Source organism: Kitasatospora sp. NPDC024654 (assembly GCF_055559155.1).
This window is the reverse complement of sequence record NZ_JBVHLF010000044.1, coordinates 13,453-33,498: the sequence shown is the minus strand read 5'-3', so window position 1 is coordinate 33,498 and position 20,046 is coordinate 13,453. Positions and strand designations below refer to the sequence as shown.

Annotated in this window: 15 protein-coding genes and 1 pseudogene; 11 read left to right on the top strand and 5 right to left on the bottom strand. The window is 72.0% G+C overall.

Annotated elements, in window-relative coordinates; translation table 11 throughout:
- Window positions 1-192 precede the first annotated feature (192 nt).
- From ACZ38L_RS24245 to ACZ38L_RS24225, 5 genes and pseudogenes are all read left to right on the top strand, one after another.
- A complete protein-coding gene (locus ACZ38L_RS24245) occupies window positions 193-654 on the top strand; it encodes a universal stress protein (RefSeq protein WP_465696998.1) in 462 nt (153 codons plus the stop codon).
- Window positions 655-717: 63 nt separating this feature from the next.
- Window positions 718-1,089, top strand: a complete 372-nt coding sequence (locus tag ACZ38L_RS24240) for a CBS domain-containing protein (RefSeq protein ID WP_465696996.1) — start codon at window positions 718-720, stop codon at window positions 1,087-1,089.
- Window positions 1,090-1,468: 379 nt separating this feature from the next.
- Window positions 1,469-2,134: pseudogene (locus ACZ38L_RS24235) on the top strand (beta/alpha barrel domain-containing protein); the annotation flags it as partial.
- Between the two features lie 326 nt (window positions 2,135-2,460).
- Window positions 2,461-3,597, top strand: coding sequence for a CapA family protein (locus ACZ38L_RS24230; protein WP_465696993.1), 1,137 nt, complete (start codon window positions 2,461-2,463; stop codon window positions 3,595-3,597).
- 416 nt (window positions 3,598-4,013) lie between these two features.
- On the top strand, window positions 4,014-4,724 hold the full coding sequence (locus ACZ38L_RS24225) for an OsmC family protein (protein ID WP_465696991.1): 711 nt from the start codon (window positions 4,014-4,016) through the stop codon (window positions 4,722-4,724).
- A gap of 16 nt (window positions 4,725-4,740) precedes the next feature.
- On the opposite strand, the gene ACZ38L_RS24220 is transcribed toward ACZ38L_RS24225, so the two are convergent.
- Both ACZ38L_RS24220 and ACZ38L_RS24215 read right to left on the bottom strand, forming a co-directional pair.
- Window positions 4,741-5,157, bottom strand: a complete 417-nt coding sequence (locus ACZ38L_RS24220; protein WP_465696989.1) for a hypothetical protein — start codon at window positions 5,155-5,157, stop codon at window positions 4,741-4,743.
- 37 nt (window positions 5,158-5,194) lie between these two features.
- Window positions 5,195-6,064 carry a DUF72 domain-containing protein gene (locus ACZ38L_RS24215; RefSeq protein WP_465696987.1) on the bottom strand — a complete coding sequence of 290 codons (870 nt, stop codon included), beginning with the start codon at window positions 6,062-6,064 and terminating at the stop codon, window positions 5,195-5,197.
- A 205-nt stretch (window positions 6,065-6,269) separates the two neighbouring features.
- Here ACZ38L_RS24215 and ACZ38L_RS24210 point away from each other — a divergent pair, with 205 nt between their 5' ends.
- Together ACZ38L_RS24210 and ACZ38L_RS24205 are read left to right on the top strand one after the other, a co-directional pair.
- A complete protein-coding gene (locus ACZ38L_RS24210; RefSeq protein ID WP_465696985.1) occupies window positions 6,270-7,748 on the top strand; it encodes an ATP-binding protein in 1,479 nt (492 codons plus the stop codon).
- A 259-nt stretch (window positions 7,749-8,007) separates the two neighbouring features.
- Complete coding sequence (locus ACZ38L_RS24205) at window positions 8,008-8,247, top strand: hypothetical protein (protein WP_465696983.1); 240 nt, start codon at window positions 8,008-8,010, stop codon at window positions 8,245-8,247.
- An 854-nt stretch (window positions 8,248-9,101) separates the two neighbouring features.
- Here ACZ38L_RS24205 and ACZ38L_RS24200 read toward each other — a convergent pair.
- Window positions 9,102-9,320 carry a hypothetical protein gene (locus tag ACZ38L_RS24200; protein ID WP_465696981.1) on the bottom strand — a complete coding sequence of 73 codons (219 nt, stop codon included), beginning with the start codon at window positions 9,318-9,320 and terminating at the stop codon, window positions 9,102-9,104.
- A 2,244-nt stretch (window positions 9,321-11,564) separates the two neighbouring features.
- Between ACZ38L_RS24200 and ACZ38L_RS24195 the strand changes: the two genes are divergently transcribed.
- A complete protein-coding gene (locus tag ACZ38L_RS24195; RefSeq protein ID WP_465696979.1) occupies window positions 11,565-12,137 on the top strand; it encodes an integrase core domain-containing protein in 573 nt (190 codons plus the stop codon).
- A 369-nt stretch (window positions 12,138-12,506) separates the two neighbouring features.
- The gene (locus tag ACZ38L_RS24190) at window positions 12,507-13,256 is read left to right on the top strand and encodes a universal stress protein (protein ID WP_465696977.1); all 750 of its coding nucleotides are present in this window, start codon (window positions 12,507-12,509) and stop codon (window positions 13,254-13,256) included.
- 427 nt (window positions 13,257-13,683) lie between these two features.
- Here ACZ38L_RS24190 and ACZ38L_RS24185 read toward each other — a convergent pair whose 3' ends face one another.
- Window positions 13,684-14,172 carry an inorganic diphosphatase gene (locus tag ACZ38L_RS24185; protein WP_465696975.1) on the bottom strand — a complete coding sequence of 163 codons (489 nt, stop codon included), beginning with the start codon at window positions 14,170-14,172 and terminating at the stop codon, window positions 13,684-13,686.
- A 298-nt stretch (window positions 14,173-14,470) separates the two neighbouring features.
- On the opposite strand from ACZ38L_RS24185, the gene ACZ38L_RS24180 reads away from it, so the two are divergent.
- Together ACZ38L_RS24180 and ACZ38L_RS24175 are read left to right on the top strand one after the other, a co-directional pair.
- Window positions 14,471-16,939 carry a sodium-translocating pyrophosphatase gene (locus tag ACZ38L_RS24180; RefSeq protein ID WP_465696973.1) on the top strand — a complete coding sequence of 823 codons (2,469 nt, stop codon included), beginning with the start codon at window positions 14,471-14,473 and terminating at the stop codon, window positions 16,937-16,939.
- Window positions 16,940-17,592: 653 nt separating this feature from the next.
- Window positions 17,593-18,507, top strand: coding sequence for a universal stress protein (locus tag ACZ38L_RS24175; protein ID WP_465696971.1), 915 nt, complete (start codon window positions 17,593-17,595; stop codon window positions 18,505-18,507).
- Between the two features lie 612 nt (window positions 18,508-19,119).
- On the opposite strand, the gene ACZ38L_RS24170 is transcribed toward ACZ38L_RS24175, so the two are convergent.
- A complete protein-coding gene (locus ACZ38L_RS24170; RefSeq protein ID WP_465696969.1) occupies window positions 19,120-19,845 on the bottom strand; it encodes a CBS domain-containing protein in 726 nt (241 codons plus the stop codon).
- Between the last annotated feature and the right edge of the window lie 201 nt (window positions 19,846-20,046).

Here is a 20,046-nt window from a genome sequence, read left to right as displayed (position 1 = left end):
CACGGAGCGTCGTCCTCCGTCGCGACCCATCGCCCCGTGGCCGTGACGGTGGCCGGTCCCGACCCCCGCGCCGGCGCATCTCGCCTGATCGGGAAAGTCACAGCCTCACCGAAGCGCGGACCCGCTTCGTTGGCGGTCCGCAAAGGTCTCGGAGAGGGTGAGGGGAGGTGCTCCTGGAAGGTGAGGTGCGCGGTGGCCGAGGACACGGCGGTTGTCTCGCGGATCGTGGTGGGGGTTGACGGCTCGGAGTCATCGAAGGCGGCACTTCGGTGGGCGGTTGGACAGGCGGGGCTCACCGGCGCGGTGGTGGAGGCGATCATCGCCTGGGAGCCCCCGTCGGCCTGGTACGGCCTGACGGTACCCGCGGTCCAGACGGTTGATTACGGCGCGAGGGCGAGTGAAGTCCTGGCCGAGACCGTCGTCACTGCCGTCGGCCTGGACCGACCGGAGGTCGAGGTCCGGACCCGAGCCGTTCGGGGAAGCGCGGCGGCCGTGCTCCTGGAGGCGGCGTGCGGGGCCGCGCTGCTGGTCGTGGGCGTCCGTGGTCATGGCGGTTTCTCCGAAGCCCTGCTGGGGTCGGTCGGCCAGCACTGCGTCCACCACGCTTCCTGTCCCGTCGTGATCGTCCGCGGCCCGGGAGCCCCGGCGGCCTGAAGGAACCGCCACCGTGCCATCGATGAAGAAGGGCGAACCGACGGTCTGACCGCCGCCGCGCTGATGACCGTCCCCGCGGTCACCGTGCACGCTGACAGCCCGTCTGCCGAAGCCGCCCGGGTCATGGCCCGCGGCCACCTGAAGCGCCTGCCGGTGACCGATGCCGATGGCTGCCTGGTCGGTGTCGTCAGCCGAAGCGACCTGCTCAAGATCCACCTTCGGACGGACGAGGGCCTCGCGGAGCACATGAGATTCGAGCTGCTCGCCGTACTCCGCCCCGCGCAGGCGTCCGCCGTCGACGTGCGCGCGGAGGAAGGCCGGATCACCCTGGCCGGCACACTGCCCGACGGTTCGAGGCTTCCCGCCCTGGAGAGTCTGGTCCGTGCGGTGCCGGGCGTGCTGGACGTCGAGGTCAGGCTCGCCGCGTCCGCCTGACCTGCGATGTGAGGGGCTGTCGGTCTCACGCGACCGGGCGGTGCACGTGCCGCACGCCGGTGCTGCTCACCGGACGGCGCCACTTGCCGGTGGTGCGCGCGGGCGAACGCGGGCGTCTGGTGTGCCTGGTTACGGCCGGCAACCTGGGTGGCCGCGTTCACCGGTCGGCAGCCGACCCGCCGGACGGTTCCGCTCCAGGGCCAGGCGGGCGGCGGGCCGCACGTGTTGCTGTCCGGTCTTCGGCCGCACCGGCGAGAGCGTCGCACCGGGGTGCCGTGAGGGGGGTGAGGCCCCCTCCGCCCCGGCGGAGGGGTGACCTCCGCTGCGCACGGTGGGCCCGGTCGGCGGCTGCGGAGCCGGTCCCCTGCCGGCCGGCCCGTCGGTGGCGTCGAAGGCCGCGCGCTGTGTGCTGGCGGCGGCGGGGCGGCCGGTGGTGGACTTCCCGCTGCGCCGCACCCACGGAGTCCGGGCGGGCGAGCAGGCCGCCCGGCTGGGCGCGCTGGTGGGCTTCGCGGGCACGAGCAACGTGGCCGCCGCCCACGGCTACCGGATCCGGGCGGTTGGCACGATGACACACTCGTACATCGAGGCGTTCGGCGATGAGGCCGAAGCGTTCCGGGCATTCGCCCGGTCCCATCCCGGTCCGGTGACCTTCCTGGTCGACACCTACGACACCGAGGCCGGGGTCACCGTCGCCGCCGGGGTGCTGCGCGAGCTGGGGCTGCACGACGGGTGTGCGGTCCGGCTGGGCAGCGGGGACCTCGGCGCGCTCGCTGTCGCGGCCCGGACGATCCTCGACGCCGCCGGGCTGCCGCGCGTACGCGTCACGGCCAGCGGCGGCCTCGACGAGTACGGCATCGACGGGCTGGTGCGCTCCGGGGCGCCCATCGACCTGTTCGCGGTCGGAACGCTGGTCGGGGTGGCGGCGGACGCGCCGTAGCTGGACGCGGCGTACAAGCTGGTGAGCTACGACGGGCGGCCGATGATGAAGCTGTCCGCGGCCAAGGCGACCGCCCCGGTCCGGTCCAAGGTCCGGTCGGCTCCCCGGTCTGGGCCACCCGGCCCTGCCGCAGGCGGTGCCGACCGTTCCGATGGTGTCCTGCCCGGCCCGGCCGGTGCTACGGGCGGCCACGGACGTCGTTCCCGCCCCCAGGGCGGCGGCGCCCCGCACACGTTGCCCGTGGTAACGGGCGGCCTGCCCGCGGCTCTTCAGCGGGCCGGGCGGGAGGCACGAGGGGGAGTTCGCCGGCGGCCGGACAGCGGCGTTCCGGGGCGCCACCGGGCGGCCGGCCCGCAGGCACGGACGGGGATGCCGCCGCCGAACACCGATGTCTGCGCGAAATCCAAGGCGCTGCTCCCTACCCTGGGAGGATGCACGGTGACATCGTCACGGTGTTCGTGTGCGGCGACGTCATGCTCGGTCGTGGCGTCGACCGGATTCTGCCGTACCCGGGCGAGCCCGCGTTGCAGGAGCCGTACATCCGGGACGCCCGCGCCTACGTCGAGCTGGCCGAGCACGCGAACGGCCCGATCCCCTGGCCGGTCGGCTTCTCCTGGCCCTGGGGAGAGGCCCTGCCCCTGCTCGACGCGGCGGCACCCGACGCCCGCGTGGTCAATCTGGAGACCAGCGTCACGCAGCACGACGAGTTCGCACCGGGTAAGGCCGTCCACTACCGGATGAGCCCCGCCAACCTGCCCTGCCTGGCCACGGCCCGTCCCGACGTCTGCGTACTGGCGAACAACCACGTGCTGGACTTCGGCCGCCGCGGACTGGAAGAGACTCTGGACGCCTTGGCCGACGCGGGACTGCGGACCGCCGGAGCCGGGCGGGACGCGACCGCCGCGCGGCGCCCCGCGATCATCCCGGTGCGTGACGGCGTCCGGGTCCTGGTCGCTTCCGTGGGGATGGCATCCAGCGGCATCCCGAGCTCCTGGGCGGCAACCGACGACCGGCCCGGCGTGGATCTTCTGACCGGGCCGTCAGCGACCGCCGCGGCGGCGGTGACCGACCGGGTGCGGCAGGTCAAACGGCCGGGCGACATCGCGATCGTCTCGATCCACTGGGGCTCCAACTGGGGTTACCGGGTGTCCCGTGAAAAGGTCCGCCTCGCCCACGCGCTCGTCGACGGCGGTGTGGACATCGTGCACGGGCACTCCTCGCACCACCCCCGCCCGCTGGAGGTGTACCGGGGAAAGCTCGTTCTCTACGGCTGCGGTGACTTCATCGACGACTACGAGGGCATCACCGGCTACGAACAGTACCGGGACGACCTGCGGCTGCTGTACCTGGTCTCGGTGCAGGCGGACACCGGCAGGGTCGCCGGCCTGTGGATGGCGCCCCTGCAGGCTCGGCGGATGCGGCTCGAACACGCCTCGCGCCACGATTCCGAGTGGCTGCGGGCGGTCATCAACCGAGTCAGCCACCGCTTCGGGACGCGCATCGACTCCGGGCCGGACGGCACCCTCGTCCTCCGGCTGACCCTGGACGGGGCGGAGCGGAGCCGGTGATCCGACGACCGGATCGAGGCGCTGCCAGCCTTTCCCGGTCGGTCGAGGAACATCATCACTGCCGGTCGTCGGCGCCGGCGGTCCTGCGCGCGTTCGGCCGGTCCGCCCCGGCGCATCCTGGCGGCTCTGGCCCGTGCGGCCGACGCCCACGGCCCGCTGGGGGGAGGCCGCCCCGTCGGCCCGATCGGCCCGGGCGGGCACGGGCAGCGGACGTTGCCGCCGCTGATGGCGGTCATCCCGGTGCCGAGCCGCCGCTGTCTGCCGATGGTCCGCCCGGCCGGGGCCGATCGGTCCCGACCGGACGGGAGGTCCGGCGCCGTCCGAAGTGCCCGTCAGCACTTGAGAGATCCGGTGCGGACGACTGTGTTGGAAGCACACGGGCCCGTAGGTGTCGAGGAGGACAGGGAGGCCCTGGCATGAGTGGCGACACACGTCCTGCTGCGGAGCGGATGACCGCCAGGTGCGGGCGGACGATCACCGTGTCCCGGTTCACTCCCGATGAGCTGACGGCCGGGATGGGCCGGGTCGTGCTGGACACTGCGCGCCAGTCCTATGACCTGAGCGAGGTGTGGGCGTCCTTGACCCCCGGCGAGACCAGGACGCTCGCCGGCTTGCTGGTGCGGCAGGCCGCCGCGGTGGAGGGACCCCATGTCCAGGCCGCCGACCAGGTCGAAGCCGTACTGGTGCGGGACGGCGCCTGTGCCGTCACCACCGGGGCAAACCTGCTGACGGTGGACCGGCCCGCGCCGAAGGGTGGAAGCGAGTCGCTTCCCAGGCCCGAGGACCTCCTGGCGGCTGCGGTGGCCGGCTGCGTCGCGCTGCACGCCGGCGGCTACCTGAGCCGGTACGGGATCCCCAGCGACGGCCTGCGGGTGACCGCCAACCGGACGATGTCCGCCGGGCCACCGGGCCGCATCGCCTCGCTCGCCATCTCCCTCCACGCTTGGGTGACGCCCCTGACCTTCCGGGCCGGTTCGATGCCGGGTGCCTCCAGCACGGTGGGAGCCATGTCGATGATGTGGGCGAACTGGGTGCGGATCTCGCCCCGTGCCTTGGTCCCTGGGCCAGTGGACCAAGAACGGAGCACTGAACTCCGCCTCGGAAGACCTCGCGCTTCCACTGCTTGAACGGCGCGTTTCCGGCTCAGGTCCAACCCCACGGGTAGTGGTCGAAGGTCTCCGGTCCGCCGAGCTCGTCGATCACCCTGAGGCTGCCCTCCAACGACTCGGGGGCGTTGTCGAAGAACTGGAGCTCGTTGGTGGTGCCGGTCGGGCCTCCCTCGGAGCTGGCGCCGCTGTCGGAAACCACCATGATCAGGGTGCTGTCGAACTCCCAGATCACCTTCAGGAAGTCCAGCAGCCGGCCGATCCAATGGTCGGTGTGGGAGAGGAATCCCGCGAAGACCTCCATCATCCGCGCGGCCAGCCGGCGCGCGTCGGGTGACAGGGTGTCCCGGGCGGGGACGTACGGCTCGTGGCGGGAGAGCTGTGTTTCGGACGGTGCGACGCCGAGCCGCTTCTGACGACCCGCCGACCACGCGCGGCTCCCCCGGTCGAACACGCCGGCCGGCCTTCGCCGGGCAGCACGGGTCGCGCCATCACGGTCCCGGTACGGCCGGTTCGCGTGGCGTCGGCGCGCAGGGAGGCGGCCGGCAGCCGACCGACGAACCGGCCCGTGCCCGGGACGCCCCGGCCGAGCCGGTGAGGAGACCGGGCGGGGGTGTCCGGATGACGCTGCGCCCCGCCATCGCGGCGGCACGCGCGAAGGCGACCGCGTCCCGCACGGCCGCACCGCCGAGGTCATTGTTGAAGTAGACGAACACGTCCGCCGCGTCGGGCCAGGCCGCGGCGATCCGCCGCACCCAGCCGGCCAGCGCCTGGTGCCCGTACCGAGGCCAGGGCTCGGCCCGCCCGGCATGACAACGCAGATAGCCCCAGTCACAGGTGCGCCACAGCGGCGTGACCCGGCGTGAGTCGCGGTCCGCCCAGCACAGAGCGGTCGCATGGCGTTCGAGTACGGCCCGGACGGCGGGCGTCCACCAGGAGGGGTGCCGCGGCTCGACGGCCACCCTGACCTCGTCCGGGAAGCAGGCCAGACAGTCGGCCAGCAGGCCAGCGTCGGCGGACAGCGTGGGCGGAAGCTGGAGCAGGACCGGGCCGAGCCGGTCGCCGAGCCCCGCGGCAGCCGTCAGCAACCGCCGCACCGGCTCGGCTGGGTCGTGCAACCGCTTGATGTGGGTGAGGAAACGGCTCGCCTTGACCGAGACCACGAAGCCGGGCGGCGTGCGCTCCCGCCAGTCGGCGAAGACGGCGGCCGAGGGGAGGCGGTAGAACGCGGCATTGTTCTCCACAGTGGTGAACCACCGCGCGTACTCCTCCAGCCAGCGCCGCTTCGCCGTGCGGACGGGGTAGAGCACGCCGAGCCAGTCGTCGTACTGCCACCCCGAGGTTCCCACGTTCATCGGCATACCTCCAGAAAACACCAGACCCCGCCGCCCGGCAGCGCCTGCTCGCCGGTAGGCGCGGCGATCCGTCGGCACACCGCGCCGCCGGACGGCCGCTGCGGCCGCCCCGTCCGGGGGCCGTTGCGCCCGGCCCGCCCATGGGAGGCGTCGCGGCTACCCCGGCGGTCTACTGGGTCTTGAGGGGCACCCGAAGGAAGGAGGCCTGACGGTGGAATCCACGCCCGCTGCCATCGCCCGTCCGCCAGAACTCTTCGACCGCGAGGCCGAGTGGCAGGCGCTCGTCGAGTTCGCGTGCGATCCGCGCCCCGGGCCTTCCCTCGGCCTGGTGACCGGGCCCCGCCGACAGGGCAAGTCGTTCCTGCTGCAGGCGCTGACCCGGGCGACCGGGGGCCTCTACTTCGGTGCTCAGGAGGCGGCCGAGGCGGAGACCCTGCGGCTGCTCGCCACCCGCTTCTCCGCGCACGGAGGGGAACCACGCCCGGGCGGTTGGCGGAGCTGGGACGAAGCCCTCGAAGCCCTCGCGGGGCTCGGGGAGGGCGGGCCGATGCCGGTCGTCATCGACGGCTTCCCCAAACTCGTCCGGCAGAGCCCGGCGCTCCCCTCCACCGTCAAAGCCCTGTGCCGGAGGCTGTCCGGTGCCGACGGGTCCAACCGGGTGCGGCTGCTGCTGTGCGGCAGCGCCATGCCCGTGATGAGCCGGCTGCTGGGCAGCACGTTCCACAGCACCGGGTTCAGGCTCGATATCCGGCCGCTGGATTTCCGGGCCGCGGCTCGGCTCTGGGGAATCGACGACCCGCTGCTAGCGCTGCGAGTGCTGGCCGTCGTCGGCTCGAGTCCGGCCTTCCGCCACGACCCGGTCGGCGATGACCGACCGAAGTCCTCGGGTGACTTCGACGCCTGGGTCTGCCGGACCGTGCTCAATCCCCGGTTGCCGTTGTACTGGAAGGTGTTGCTCCTGCTGGAGCAGGAGGCGGACGGGTGGGACCGGGCACTGTGTCACTCGACCGTCGCGGCCATCGCTGCCGGATGCTCGACTCCAGGGACGATCGCCGACTGGCTCGCCCGCCCGGCGACCGAGCTTCCCCGGATCCTCGCCATGCTGGGTGAGTGCGGCATCGTCGTCGGTGTGCCGGACGGCCTGCGGTCCGGAGTGACCCACTACGAGATCGCGGAACCACTGCTCGCCTTCGATCACGCGGTCATCCGGCCCAACCGGACCACGTTGGAGCAGCGCCACCCGATGGAGGTCTGGCAGGCCGCACGGCCCGTCTTCGACGTGTCCGTCGCCGCACCGTGCTTCGCCCGGGTCTGCCGTGAGTGGGTGGTTCGGTTCGCGGCGGCCGACACCTTCGGAGCCGTTCCCGGATCGGCAGCCCCGGGGCTGCTCCCGAAATCGACCGGGCACCGGCGGGTCGACATCGACGTGGTGGTTCGGGCCGAAGCCCACAGCGGCGTCCCGGGGAAGCTGCTCTCGCTCGGGCTCGCCGGCTGGGGTCGGCCGATGGACCTGCCCCAACTGGCCGATCTCCGCCAGGTCCTGACCCGACTCGCCCACCAGGGCGAGGACGTGAGCCGGGTCAGGCTCGTCTGCTACGGCGCGGCTGGCTTCAGCCCCCAGCTCACTGAGGCGGCCGCACGGGGCGAGGTGCTCCTCGTGGACCCACAGCAGCTCTACCACGGTGCGTAGGACAGAGCACGCGGGGCCGGATTTCGAGCTGGCCCGGCGCCAGCCGCGCCGACGAGCGAGTGGAGTCGAGGGTGAGAGGCCTGCCGAGCGGCACGTTCGCCGCGCTGGTGGTGCCGAACGTCCGACTCTACTTCGTGGGACAGGCGATCAACCTGATCGGACCGCGGATGCGTGCGGGCCGTCGGCCAGTCCTGGCTGGTGCTGGAACTCACCGAGTCCGGTACCGTCCTCGGTCTGATGGTGGCCGCCCGACTTTCGGGTGCTGCTGGCCGCCCCTCCCTACGGCGGCCTGCTGGCCGGCCGGTCCGACCGGCGCCGTCTGCTCACGGTCACCCAGACCCTGCTGGGCTGTCTGGCCCTGCTGCTCAGTCCGCTGACGGTCACCCCGGTGGTTCGCCTCTGGACGGTGGTGACCGTCGCCGTCGCCCTCGGCTCGGGGAAGCCGGGGCCAATCCGGCCCGACAGACCTTCGTGCCCGAGGTGGTCGGCTCCCGGCTGAGGCCGGCGAGCCGGCGAACGGTCCGCATCGCCGGCCGCGGATGCTGCGCGAGCCGGGCGGCGAAGTGCCCGTCCCTGCGCGGCGTGCGGTCCGACCAGTGGGACCGGCCGTCCTCCCGGGCCCGGTCCGCCACGGGATCGGAATCGGGCTGCCCGTCCGCGCCAGTGCGGGTACGAAGGTTCTCAGTCGGTGGTGCGGGTCCGAGTTACTGGGGTCCTCGGCGTAGGTCCGGGGGGAGATGCTTGAGGGAGAGGTTCCACAGGAGTTGGGCAGCGGTGGGGTCGAGGGCGTGGTCGGCGACACCGGTGGTGCCGCCCGGGGCGTGGGATTCGGCTGCTGGCAGTCTTCGAAGTAGCGCCCGCCCCGGCCTTCCATCGGGTGGCGAGCAGGACGGAGGCGGCGGCGCCTTGTTCGGGGCCGCGGTGATTGTAGGTCGGCAGGTTGGCGACGTCGCGGGCTGAGCTGTGGCGGGAGAGACTGGTGCGGACCGCGCCGGGGGGCAGGGCGTTGGCGCTGACGCCGTCTCTCGAAGCCGCCCACCGCTGACCCCACCTGACCACCCGCCGCCTCGACCCGCTTCTGCGCCGCCACTCCGCCCTCGCCCTGACCGCCAGCAGTGCAGCCCTGGCCTGCCTTGCCGACCTGCCCACCCTCGACCTCGCCGTCCTCGAAGCCGTCGAACCCCACCTGCCGGGCCGCGCGCGCATCGACCTGGACTTGGGCGCGGCAGCCCTGGCCGCACGCCTGATAAGACACCACCTGGCCGTCACGACCGACTCGGCCGCCCGGGCTGCCTTGGCAGCAACTTCTCGGGGGTGGGTCTGCGGCAGGAGGCCCTGCCCTCGACGAAGCGCTCACCGACGTCGCGGCGGCCGACCTCCACGGTGAAGTCCGCGTAGCACCGCCACGGTGAGCACGAACACCACCGCTCCGGCCAACGCCAGCACACCGGCAACCACCAGACGGACGCGGACCGGGCAAGCCGCGAGCACAACGATCTCCAACAGCAGGAGAACGAAGATCCCCAGCAGCACCGTTCCCTCCGGTGTCCGAGGGTGGAGTCTCATGGCCATCGCCACCACCTCCTCACCCTCCACCATTGTCCCGAAGGCATCAGGCAACCGTCCCGGCCCAGTCGTCTCATCTCCTCGAGGACGAGGTTGGCCCGCCCCGCTCCGGCAGACCCTTGAGCCCGTCACAGACCAGCATGAGCCGGAGGCCTGGGCGTACGTGTCGCCGCGACCGTTGGCCGACGCTGCCGCTGGGTTCGCCTCCGGCATCCGCGACCACGCCCGGGTGACCGGCGGCGCCGTGGCCGGCCTGGGATGTCACCGTCCGGCCTCGCCTTGCGGTGCCCGGGCCAGATGGTCGGTGAGCCATTCCCCGGCCAGGTCCGCCACCTCCTCCAGCGCTCCAGGTTCCTCGAACAGGTGGTGGCGCCGGGGACGACGGCAGCCAGCGGGTGGCGTCGCTCGGGCGGCGGGCGAGCAGGGCGGTGTCGAAGACGTCGGCCCGGTCGAGTTCCTCCTCCCCGGTGAGCAGGTCGAACAGCAGTGTGGCCAGGCGGGCTTGGTTGAGCGCGGTCGCGACGAAGCGGTTGCACGGGATGTGCCGGCTACTGCCGCTGCCGTGGGCGAACACGTCGATTCCCGAGGCCTCTTGGGGGATGGTCGGCTGTTCGCCGAGCAGCGCCGCTCCGGCGTGGACGACGACTTCCGGATCCCCGGATACAGCCGCCCACTGGGTCCCGGTCTACTGCCTATTCGAGGGCCTCCAGGAACCGTCCGGGATACCTGCGAGGGCGGCCACTGCTCAGCGGAGAACCTGCAAGGTGGGCTCCCTTCGCCGGTATTGTCCGGATCAGGTGTTGGAGGTCGCCGTCCGGTCTCATCCGCGTTTCCCGCCGGCGCGAGGGCCGATTGGCCCCGTCACAAGCCGATGGCACGCGAACACTGCCCGTACTGCCCGAGCCGCAGTGCCGTCGGGACGGCCGATGGTCCTCCGTCGGGGAGAAGAGCCACCCAGCGCGTCCTCTCGGCTGCTCGCCCGCTCTGGAGGCCATCGGGTCTCGGCTCGCCGAGGTCGTCGAGCGACTGGCACCGTTCCGTAGATGGTGTCCCACCGAGTGGTGTAGCCGATCAAGGCGGCAAAAGCGCAGTTCACGACCGGAATCCCGGCTTCGGGAACCCAGTCTTGGCTGACAAGGCGTCAGCCTGTGGGCTTCAGTCCGAGCGCGCCGTCCGGTCTCCCGGCAGCTGCGCACCTGTGAAGCTCTGAGGCAAGATCGACTACACCACTCGGCGGGACATGACCGTTCCGTATCCCTGCAACACCCTCACACCGATGCCCGCACTCGAGAATTCCGACGCCCGGGCCCGGGTTGAACCTGCCCGTTCGTCCCACCGGGTACGACAGCCCCACGACCAGCGGCAGGCACTGTCGTGCCATCCACCACGCCGTCGGGGCCGGGAGGCCCAGCCTGCGCGGGTCCTCCACCCTGTCCAGCACCTTGTTCGCCTGACCCGGAACAGCTCGGCGACGCGGTCGGCGATACCGGCCGTCGACACCCACTCCTTGAGGAGGTCGTAGAACAGCTTCACGTTCCGGCGGCTGAGGAGCAGCGGGTCGTGGACGGAGACTGCGGAGTACCTGGCGGGGCGGCAGCCGGTCGTCGATCTGCCGCAGATGATCGATCTCGAGGAAGTCGTCGCCTGCAACGACGACTACGCGGAGCAGCTCGGGCAGCGTCTGGCCTCGTCGCACCTGCGGCAGGAGGGCGCTGCGTGGCTGCGAAGAACCACCGGGTTGTCCTGTGTCATCAGCGGGGGACGGTGGAGGTGTGGGTCGTGTCCCGCCGAGTGGTGTAGCCGATCTTGCCTCAAAGCTTCACAGGTGCGCAGCTGCCGGGAGACCGGACGGCGCCCTCGGACTGAAGCCCACAGGCTGACGCCTTGTCAGCCCAGACTGGGTTCCCGAAGCCGGGATTCCGGTCGTGAACTGCGCTTTTGCCGCCTTGATCGGCTACACCACTCGGTGGGACACCATCGAGGTGTGGTGGCCGAGTTGAGGTGCGTGGAGCACTCTGGCGGAGGGGCGCGCGGCCGGGGGCGGGGCGCGCGTCACTTTACGGGCGCAAAAACCATCCGGCCGATGGCTGACGGCTACCCCGCCAACGTCCCGCCGCTTTCCCACCCGTCCGCAGCGCGGGCGGCGTCCCTCCCAATTCGCAATCCGCCTCGGCGACCTCCTGGGCCGAGCGGCGCGGTCCTCGGTGTCCTGGGCGATCCTGTGCCACCCCTAAAAATTCGTCATCGCAGATGGCAGCAGTGACGGTTCGTCGGCTGGCAGCATGTTCGGGCGATCGTGTCGGTGCTGTACAAGGTGACCGGGAGCTGCTCTCACTTCCGTCGACGCTGCTTCGCGGCGATGCGGCGAAAGACGCGGAGGTTCTCGTGTTACAGCACGAGAACGCGGTGCTGCGCTGGCAGCCGGGCGGCCCGGTCCGCTGCGAGCCAGCCGATCGATTCTGGTTCGTTGCCCTCTCCGACCTGATACCTCGCCGTCGGTGGCGCGAGGTCTTCCCGGTCAAGCCCGGCACCTTGCTCGGCTGGCATCGCAGCTTCATCGCCGCGAAGTCGGACCACAGTGCGCGCAGGCGCACCGGTCACCCGCACCCCGCCGTGGAGAGCACACCGCAGGCTCCTCGGAACGCCCACTGCGAGCGCGTCATCGCCGGCATCCGGCGCGAGATCCTCGACCATGTCCTCGTGCTGGGAGAGGCCCATGCCCGACAAGTACTCGCTGCCTACCAGCGCCACCACAACGAACACCGACCTCACTGGGGGCGCGACCAGCCACCACCCGACATCCATGAGCGGCCCTCGCGATAGGCATCGGCACTCACAGACTGCTGCACACCCGAATCCTCGACGGCCTCGTCAACGAGTACAGATCTGCCGCGTGACGTGCGGCGACGACTTCTCGAGCGGCACCGGGGAGCAGGGCTCCGGGGCTGTCGGCGGGCAGCAGCTCAGTGGTGACGGAAACATGATTCCGCTGGTGGACCGCATGTGGGTCACCCTTCGTACCGTGACGCCCCGCTACCAGCCTGCCGCGGAGGTGGCCCCGGGCAGTGACCCGATACTCCCTCTCGGCAAGGCCGAACGGCCCACTGGCCGGGGCGGGTCGGCCATCGGACGGGTCCGCGCCGGCGAGCAATGCTGAAAGCAACCGGCCCCGCGCGAAAATGAGGTGCAGCCATGGTTGTCTCCGACACCCGTCCCCCGGTGATCGCGGGCGTGACCCGCTCGCCGGGCAGCCGCCAGACGGTGCTCTGGGCGGCGGACGAAGCCGCCTGGCGTCATCTCCCGCTTCACCTGGTCCACGCCCAGGACTGGCCCACCGGCACCGGACCGCACCTCGCCCCCGACCACCCCTCCCACCGGTGGAGCCTCACCTTCCGAGCCGCCGGGGATGCCGTCCTCGACACCGCCCGCTTGCTCGCAACCGAACGGCACCCGAACCTGGAGATCACCACGGCTCTCGTCGAGGGCCGGGCCGCACGTGCCCTGCGGCAGGCTGCCGACCACGCGAAGCTGCTCGTCGTCGGCGGCCGACGGCCGACCCACCTGGAGGACGCGCTGCGTTTCGGCAGTATCGGCACCTCGCTGGCCGGACACCCAGCCTGCCCGGTCGCCGTCGTGCTCACCGCCGAGCCGGAGCCCGATGCTTCGACCGCGGGGCCAGTCGTCGTCGGCGTCGACGGCTCCGCCTGCTCCGCTGCCGCCGTCACCTTCGCCTTCCAGGACGCCGCACTGCGCCACGCCGAACTCGTGGCGGTCGAGGTCCGCAGGCACCGACGGGTCGTAGGCGCGCAGGTCGAGCCAGTAGGCGGCGGAGAACCCCAGGGGCAGAAGCTCCGGCGGTGTGTCCGGCGTGAGTTCGGGGCCTGCCACCAGCTCGGCCTTGCGGGCGAGCAGGCGCCCGAAGCCGGGCAGCCACCCCGTTGACGACTACGGGCTGTGACATTCGCGGCCAGACAGCTCCCCGCCAACTGGCCGCGAGCGGGGAATCTGAACTGGCCACCAACGCGCGCGGAAACGGCGTTCTCCTTGACCGCTATGAAGTCCAAGGTTCCCAGACGCGCGAGTTGTTGGTACGTCAGACCACGCGGATGGGTGAGATCGAGTTCCTCGATTGTCTTGATCCGGCTTGGGAACCTCCCTCGAGCCCCACTCGACCGTAGTCCCGGGCCGCCGAGATCGCGAGGGGGACGGCGATCCCGCGCACGACCCAGCCTGGACGTGCGAGCCATGGCCGCTCTGCGTGCTCCTTGCCACCACCCAGCGGCGCGCAGCACCGCATCGGGGCGAACGGCGGCCCCCACCAAGAAACGATCTTGGTGGGGCCTGAAACGCCCATCGCGACCTCGCGGTGTCAGCTGCCTCCGGCCGCCGCGCGGGCACGGGATACCTCGATCTCGGCGTACGCCTTGGCCTTGCCCTCCCAATGCGAGCCCTCGACCGACTTCCCGGGTTCGAGGTCCTTGTAGACCTCGAAGAAGTGCGTGATCTCCATGAGGTCGTGGGAGGGCATGTCGTCGATGTCCTGCAGTCGTGAGAAGCGGGGGTCGTCCGCGGGCACGCAGAGCACCTTCTCGTCAGGCCCCTTCTCGTCCCTCATCACGAACATGCCGATGGCGCGGCAGGTGACGGCGCATCCCGGAAAGGTCGGCTCGCCGACGAGGACGAGCGCGTCGAGTGGGTCGCCGTCCCCGCCGAGAGTCTGGTCGATGAACCCGTAGTCCGCCGGATAGCGGGTGGCGGTGAACAGCATCCGGTCCAGGCGGATCCGCCCGGTGTGATGGTCCATCTCGTACTTGTTGCGCGAGCCCTGGGGGATCTCGACGATCACCTCGAAGTCCATGCGGTGTCTCCTAGCGGGTTCGTCGGCGGCATGCGCCGCCACCGGCCCCCGGGTCCTCATTCTCGGGCGGATCAGCCGCGGCCGCACGATCGGCCACCCGGTTGCACCAATGCTCTGGAGACCCCTGGCGCCGAGGGTTAGCCTCGGTCTGACCAGGGGCTCCGCCTCTGGACGGCGCTGTCGCCTCAGCCACTCAGCGAGAGTGGGCCCCAGGATTCGCCGCTGTTCACACACCGCGCCGACTCACCCGCGCGGCCCAGCGCGCCGGGTGCACCGGTGCGATGTCAAGGAGGACGGAATGGCCGGGGTCCAACTTGCCGCCGCACCCGCCGTACCGCACACCCCCGTGCCCCTCTCCCGCGGTGGCCTGCTCGGTGTCCGGACTGCGGCCGCACCTGTGCTGACCGCGTCGGATCGGACCCTGGTGGTCGTGGTTGCGGCCATCGCGGCCGGTGCCCTGGTGGTGGCCTGGGTGCTGGCACGGCAGGTGCTGGCCACGGACGAGGGCACCACGACGATGCGGCAGATCGCCGGGGCGGTCCAGGAGGGTGCGAACGCCTATCTGGCGCGCCAGTTCCGCACCTTGGGAGTCTTCGCCGGGGTGGTGCCCTTCGTGCTGCTGCTGCTCCCGGCGGACAACTGGGGGCAACGGATCGGCCGTTCGGTGTTCTTCCTGGTCGGAGCGGCGTTCTCGGCGGTGACCGGGTACGCGGGGATGCAGTTGGCGGTGCGCAGCAACGTCCGGGTGGCCGCGGCGGCGCGGACGGCGACCGTGGTGGCGGAGGCGCCGGCTGAGGGGGAGCCGCCGGCCAGGCAGCGGGCGGTGCGCTCGGTCTCGCACCGGGCGATGCGGATCGCCTTCCGCACCGGCGGGGTGGTCGGCATGCTCACCGTCGGGCTGGGTCTGCTGGGGGCGACGGCGGTGGTGTTGGTCTACCAGACCAACGCGCCCAAGGTGCTGGAGGGGTTCGGCTTCGGCGCGGCGCTGCTGGCGATGTTCATGCGGGTGGGCGGGGGAATCTTCACCAAGGCCGCTGACGTGGGCGCGGACCTGGTGGGCAAGGTGGAGCAGGGGATTCCTGAGGACGACCCGCGCAACGCGGCCACGATCGCGGACAACGTGGGTGACAACGTCGGGGACTGCGCGGGCATGGCGGCCGACCTGTTCGAGTCGTACGCCGTGACCCTGGTCGCCGCGTTGATCCTCGGCCGGGCCGCGTTCGGCGACCACGGGCTGGCTTTCCCGCTGGTGGTGCCCGGCATCGGGGTGCTCACGGCGGTACTCGGCATCGTTCTGGTCTCCCCGCGGACCGGGGACCGCAGCGGGATGACCGCGATCAACCGCGGGTTCTTCGCCTCCGCCGTCGTGTCGCTGGTGCTGGTGGCCGGCTCGGTCTTCACGTTCCTGCCGGCCCGTTTCTCCGGTCTGCACGGGGTGCCGGACGAGATCACCCGGCACGCGGGCAGCCCGCGGGTGTTCGCCCTGTCCGCGGTGGCCGTCGGGGTCGTACTGGCCACCGTGATCCAGCAGCTCACCGCCTACTTCACCGAGACCAATCGCCGCCCGGTCCGTGATGTGGGCAGGACCTCGCTGACCGGGCCGGCCACCGTGGTGCTCTCGGGTGTCGCGCTCGGCCTGGAGTCGGCCGTGTACTCCGCCGTGGCCATCGGCGTAGCCATCTACGGCGCCTTCCTGCTCGGCGGCGGGTCACTGATCCTCTCCCTCTTCGCGGTCGCGCTGGCCGGCACCGGGCTGCTGACCACCGTCGGCGTGATCGTGGCCATGGACACCTTCGGCCCGGTCTCCGACAACGCCCAGGGCATCGCCGAGATGTCCGGCGACGTCACCGGCCCGGCCGCGCAGGTGCTCACCGAACTGGACGCGGTCGGCAACACCACCAAGGCGGTCACCAAGGGCATCGCCATCGCCACCGCGGTGCTCGCGGCCACCGCGCTGTTCGGCTCCTACACCGACGCCATCGGCACCGCCGAGGCGCAGATCGGCCCGGCCGCCCACGGGTCGAGCCTGAGCCTGGCCGTCAGCCAGCCGAACAACCTGGTCGGCCTGCTGGCCGGTGCCGCCGTCGTCTTCCTCTTCTCGGGCCTGGCCATCAACGCCGTCGCACGCTCCGCCGGCGCGGTGGTCTTCGAGGTACGCCGCCAGTTCCGCACCCGGCCCGGGATCACGGACGGCACCGAGCGGCCCGAATACGGCCGGGTGGTGGACATCTGCACGCGCGACGCGCTGCGCGAACTGGCCACCCCGGGCCTGCTCGCCATCATGGCCCCGATCGCCCTCGGCTTCCTGCTCGGCGTCGGCCCGCTGGCTTCGTACCTGGTCGGCGCCATCATCACGGGGACCCTGATGGCCGTCTTCCTGGCCACCTCCGGCGGGGCCTGGGACAACGCCAAGAAGCTGGTCGAGGACGGCCACCACGGTGGCAAGGGCAGCCCCGCCCACGCCGCCACCGTCATTGGCGACACCGTGGGGGACCCGTTCAAGGACACCGCCGGACCGGCCATCAACCCCCTGCTGAAGGTGATGAACCTGGTCTCGCTGCTGGTTGCCCCGGCCATCGTCGAACTCAGCTTCGGCTCCCACGCCAACCTCGGCCTGCGGCTGGCCATCGCCCTGGTTGCACTGGCCGTCGTCATCATCGCGGTGTGGGTCTCGAAGCGCCGCGGCGTCGCCGTCGGCTCCGACGAGACGCCCCCCGACGCCCAGGTGCCGGAGGAGCCCGCCCCCGTGCCGTCGTCGGCGACCTGACTGCCACCGCCATGCCCACCCAGACGAACCACCGGATCACCGGACGACCAGGAGAAGCAAGCCGGCCCGGGGGCGGTTTGAAGGAGATCAAGCGGAGCGGACTGCGCCGAGGCCATTCAGCAGGGGTCTGTACTGCCTGCGGCTCTGACTCACATTCGGTGGTGACGTTGTGCCACTGTCGAGCTGCCGCAGCCTCGGAGTGCCCATCGTCGCCGTCGTAGCTGGTCGGCGGGCCCGTCGCCCGCCATACGGACTGGCGCACTTGGCCGTGGAAACTGTCCGAGGCCAACCGGAGCCGGCTGCCCGGAATGTCCCTGCAGGTCCCCTGGCCTGCTGATGTCATGGGCCGCCACCATCAACACGAAGCGTCGCCACCGCCCGTTCCCAGGAACTGGTGGAGCAATCCCGGCCGGCGACACCGTCACCGTCGCCAGGAGAGGCGGGAGTCCGATCAGGAGCGGCCGCCCGTGGCCGGGCCCGCCTGCCCGGCAGCGACCACCGGAGCGGAGACACCTCGCGGACGAGCCTCGACGGCCGGGTTCGGCCCGCGTAGGGACGTCCGGCCCTCCCCCACGGGACCAGGTGCCCCGGGCGCCGGCGTTCCGCCGAAGCGAGACTGGCGGTAGGCCGGTCGGCACCCGCCGATCCGGCAGGTGGTACTCAACCCTCTCCTCGCGGAGGCGATCACCATGACGCGACCGGTGCTGGCCGGAGTCGACGGTTCGAGCGAGAGCGACGCGGCCGCCGTCTGGGCGGCGGAGGAGGCCGAGCGCCGCGGATGCCCACTTCGGCTGGTCCATCTCTGGCCCTGGCTGGCCAAGGAGCACGACGTCGAAACGCCGGGCGGCGGCCTTCAGGCGGCCGCACAGGCGATGCTCGACCGCACCGCGGGCCTGGTCACGGCTGCCTACTCGAGCCTCGTGGTGGACACTGAGCTCTCCTTCGAGCAGGGCGCCGAGGGCCTGGCGGGGGTGGCCGGCGGAGCCGAGTTGCTGGTCATCGGCTCTCGCGGGCGCGGCGGGTTCTCGGGTCTGTTGGTCGGCTCCTTCAGCCTCGCCACGGCCGCGCACGCCGAGGTGCCGGTGGTCCTGGTCCGCGCCGGGGCGGCCGGCCCGGGCGGTGCGGCGACCGACGCGGGCGCTCCGGAGGTCGTCGTGGGGCTGGACGCGCGCTCCCCGGCGGACGCCGTCCTCGACTTCGCCTTCCAGGAGGCCGGCTTGCGGGGCGCCCGGTTGCGCGTGGTCCACGGCTGGGAGCTGCCGCCGGTCTGGCCGCACCCCGGCTGGGTCGCCCCACCTCCGGACACCCGCCTGTGGGAGCAGTCCGAGGCCCGGCTGCTCAGCCAGGCACTGCACGGCTGGCGCGAGAAGTACCCGGACACCGAGGTCGTCGAGACCGTCCGCTCGGGCGGAGCGGCGGCCGCCATCGTCAGTGGCTCCGGAGGTGCCGCCCTTGTGGTGGTGGGTCGGCGCAACCGGCCGCACCACGTCGGCATGCGCCTGGGCCCGGTCACCCACGCCGTCATCCACCACGCCCACGCCCCGACGGCCGTCGTCCCGCACGCCTGAGCGCCGTGCGCTCCGCCCGGCCAGCGGAGTCCGCCACCCGACCGGACCGATCGCGGGATGCCGTGGTCCGGCGAGGCCGGCCAGGTACCCGGGCCGCTCGGGCGGACATGCGCCGGGACGGCTGGCCCGCGATGAGGCACTGACCGAGCCTGGAGAGGTGGGGCGGCACGCCGGGGCTCATGGCCGCGGCATGCCGCGCGGAACGCGAGGCAATCGTGACGGTGTCCGAGCGTGTGCAGCGTGCGCCCGGTCGATCGTCGCTGGCATGGGTCCAATGGCCCCGGTCACCCGGGACGTCAGGACGCCGAGGGAGGGCGGGTGCCGGTGGCTCGCGGCCCTCGGGATCCCGATCCCCCGACGATCGCGACGGGGCAGGTCGCGTGATCGCGGCGCCGGCCGACCGATCCCGGGAGGCCCCGGTGAAGCCGTCGTAGCCGCGGTCGCCCACGACCAGGAAGGTGGCGCCGCCGACGGCTGCCGGACACTCCTCACCGGTCGGGGACGGACGACGGGACCTGGCCCGACGGCCGGCGCAGCCGCGCGGGCCCGCGGCCGCCGCATACCGTGTTGTCCGGGGAGGCGATCCGGCCGGCCACCTGGTCGGTGCGGCATTCAGCGGTGCGCCGTACCGCCGGGATCGGCGCCCGCGCGGGCCGGCGGCTGGCTGACGTCGGGCACGGGCTGCCGGGCGGGGTCGAAGCGGGTGTCGTCGGTGGTGTAGGCGAGGCTCTGACGAACGCCGACGACACCGTCGACCGAGCGGCACAGCCCCTCCAGGAGGGGGATGAGGCTCTTGCGCTCGACCGTGCCGGACAGGGTGACCACACCCTCATGGACGACGACACCGATGGCCTCGACAGCGCGGACGGGCAGCGAGAGCGCCTCGCCCAGCACCTCGTGGACGATCTCGGCGCGGATCTCGCGGTCGTCGCGCAGGAACGGCTGCAGCAGGTCGCACCGGCTCACGATGCCGACGAGCCGGTCCTCGGCCCCGAGCACGGGAAGCCGCTTGAGCCGTCTGCGGTGCATGACCTCGGCCGCCTCGGCCAGGCTCCACTGCGACCGCGCGGTCACCACCGGGGTGGTCATCAGACCGTCCGCGGTCATGGCCCGCGCGCGCGCCTGTTCGCGACGGCGCAGCCGGCCCAGCACCGACCGGTGGTCGTCCGTGTCCCACAGGCCGGCCTCCTTGCGGATCAGATCGGCCTCCGAGACGATGCCGAGGACGTGTCGCTGCTCGTCCACGATCGGGACGGCGGTGATGTCGTTGCGGTGGAACAGCTCCAGGATCTCCTTGAAGGTGCTCTCCGGCTGTGCGACGACGACGTCGTGGGTCATCACGTCGTGAACGGTGCGCCGGCGCATGGTCCAGCCCTGCCTTTCCGATCACCCCCGCCTTTGGTGTCGGGCGCATGCCGCCCAGTCACCACGGTGCACCCTGCTCGGGCCTCCCACAAGCGGCTCGGCGCACGCGGCCGGCGGCGGCGCGACTGGTCCGGTCGTAGCGTGGGAGAGTGCGGGAGTGGGTCGACGGCACAG

Bases quoted from the DNA above. Each gene is read 5' to 3' on its own strand.
- ACZ38L_RS24240 (WP_465696996.1), top strand. From the start codon at position 718: ATGACCGTCCCCGCGGTCACCGTGCACGCTGACAGCCCGTCTGCCGAA.
- ACZ38L_RS24230 (WP_465696993.1), top strand. From the start codon at position 2,461: ATGCACGGTGACATCGTCACGGTGTTCGTGTGCGGCGACGTCATGCTC.
- ACZ38L_RS24225 (WP_465696991.1), top strand. From the start codon at position 4,014: ATGAGTGGCGACACACGTCCTGCTGCGGAGCGGATGACCGCCAGGTGC.
- ACZ38L_RS24215 (WP_465696987.1), bottom strand. From the start codon at position 6,064: ATGCCGATGAACGTGGGAACCTCGGGGTGGCAGTACGACGACTGGCTC.
- ACZ38L_RS24200 (WP_465696981.1), bottom strand. From the start codon at position 9,320: ATGGCCATGAGACTCCACCCTCGGACACCGGAGGGAACGGTGCTGCTG.
- ACZ38L_RS24195 (WP_465696979.1), top strand. From the start codon at position 11,565: ATGGCAGCAGTGACGGTTCGTCGGCTGGCAGCATGTTCGGGCGATCGT.
- ACZ38L_RS24190 (WP_465696977.1), top strand. From the start codon at position 12,507: ATGGTTGTCTCCGACACCCGTCCCCCGGTGATCGCGGGCGTGACCCGC.
- ACZ38L_RS24185 (WP_465696975.1), bottom strand. From the start codon at position 14,172: ATGGACTTCGAGGTGATCGTCGAGATCCCCCAGGGCTCGCGCAACAAG.
- ACZ38L_RS24180 (WP_465696973.1), top strand. From the start codon at position 14,471: ATGGCCGGGGTCCAACTTGCCGCCGCACCCGCCGTACCGCACACCCCC.
- ACZ38L_RS24170 (WP_465696969.1), bottom strand. From the start codon at position 19,845: ATGACCCACGACGTCGTCGTCGCACAGCCGGAGAGCACCTTCAAGGAG.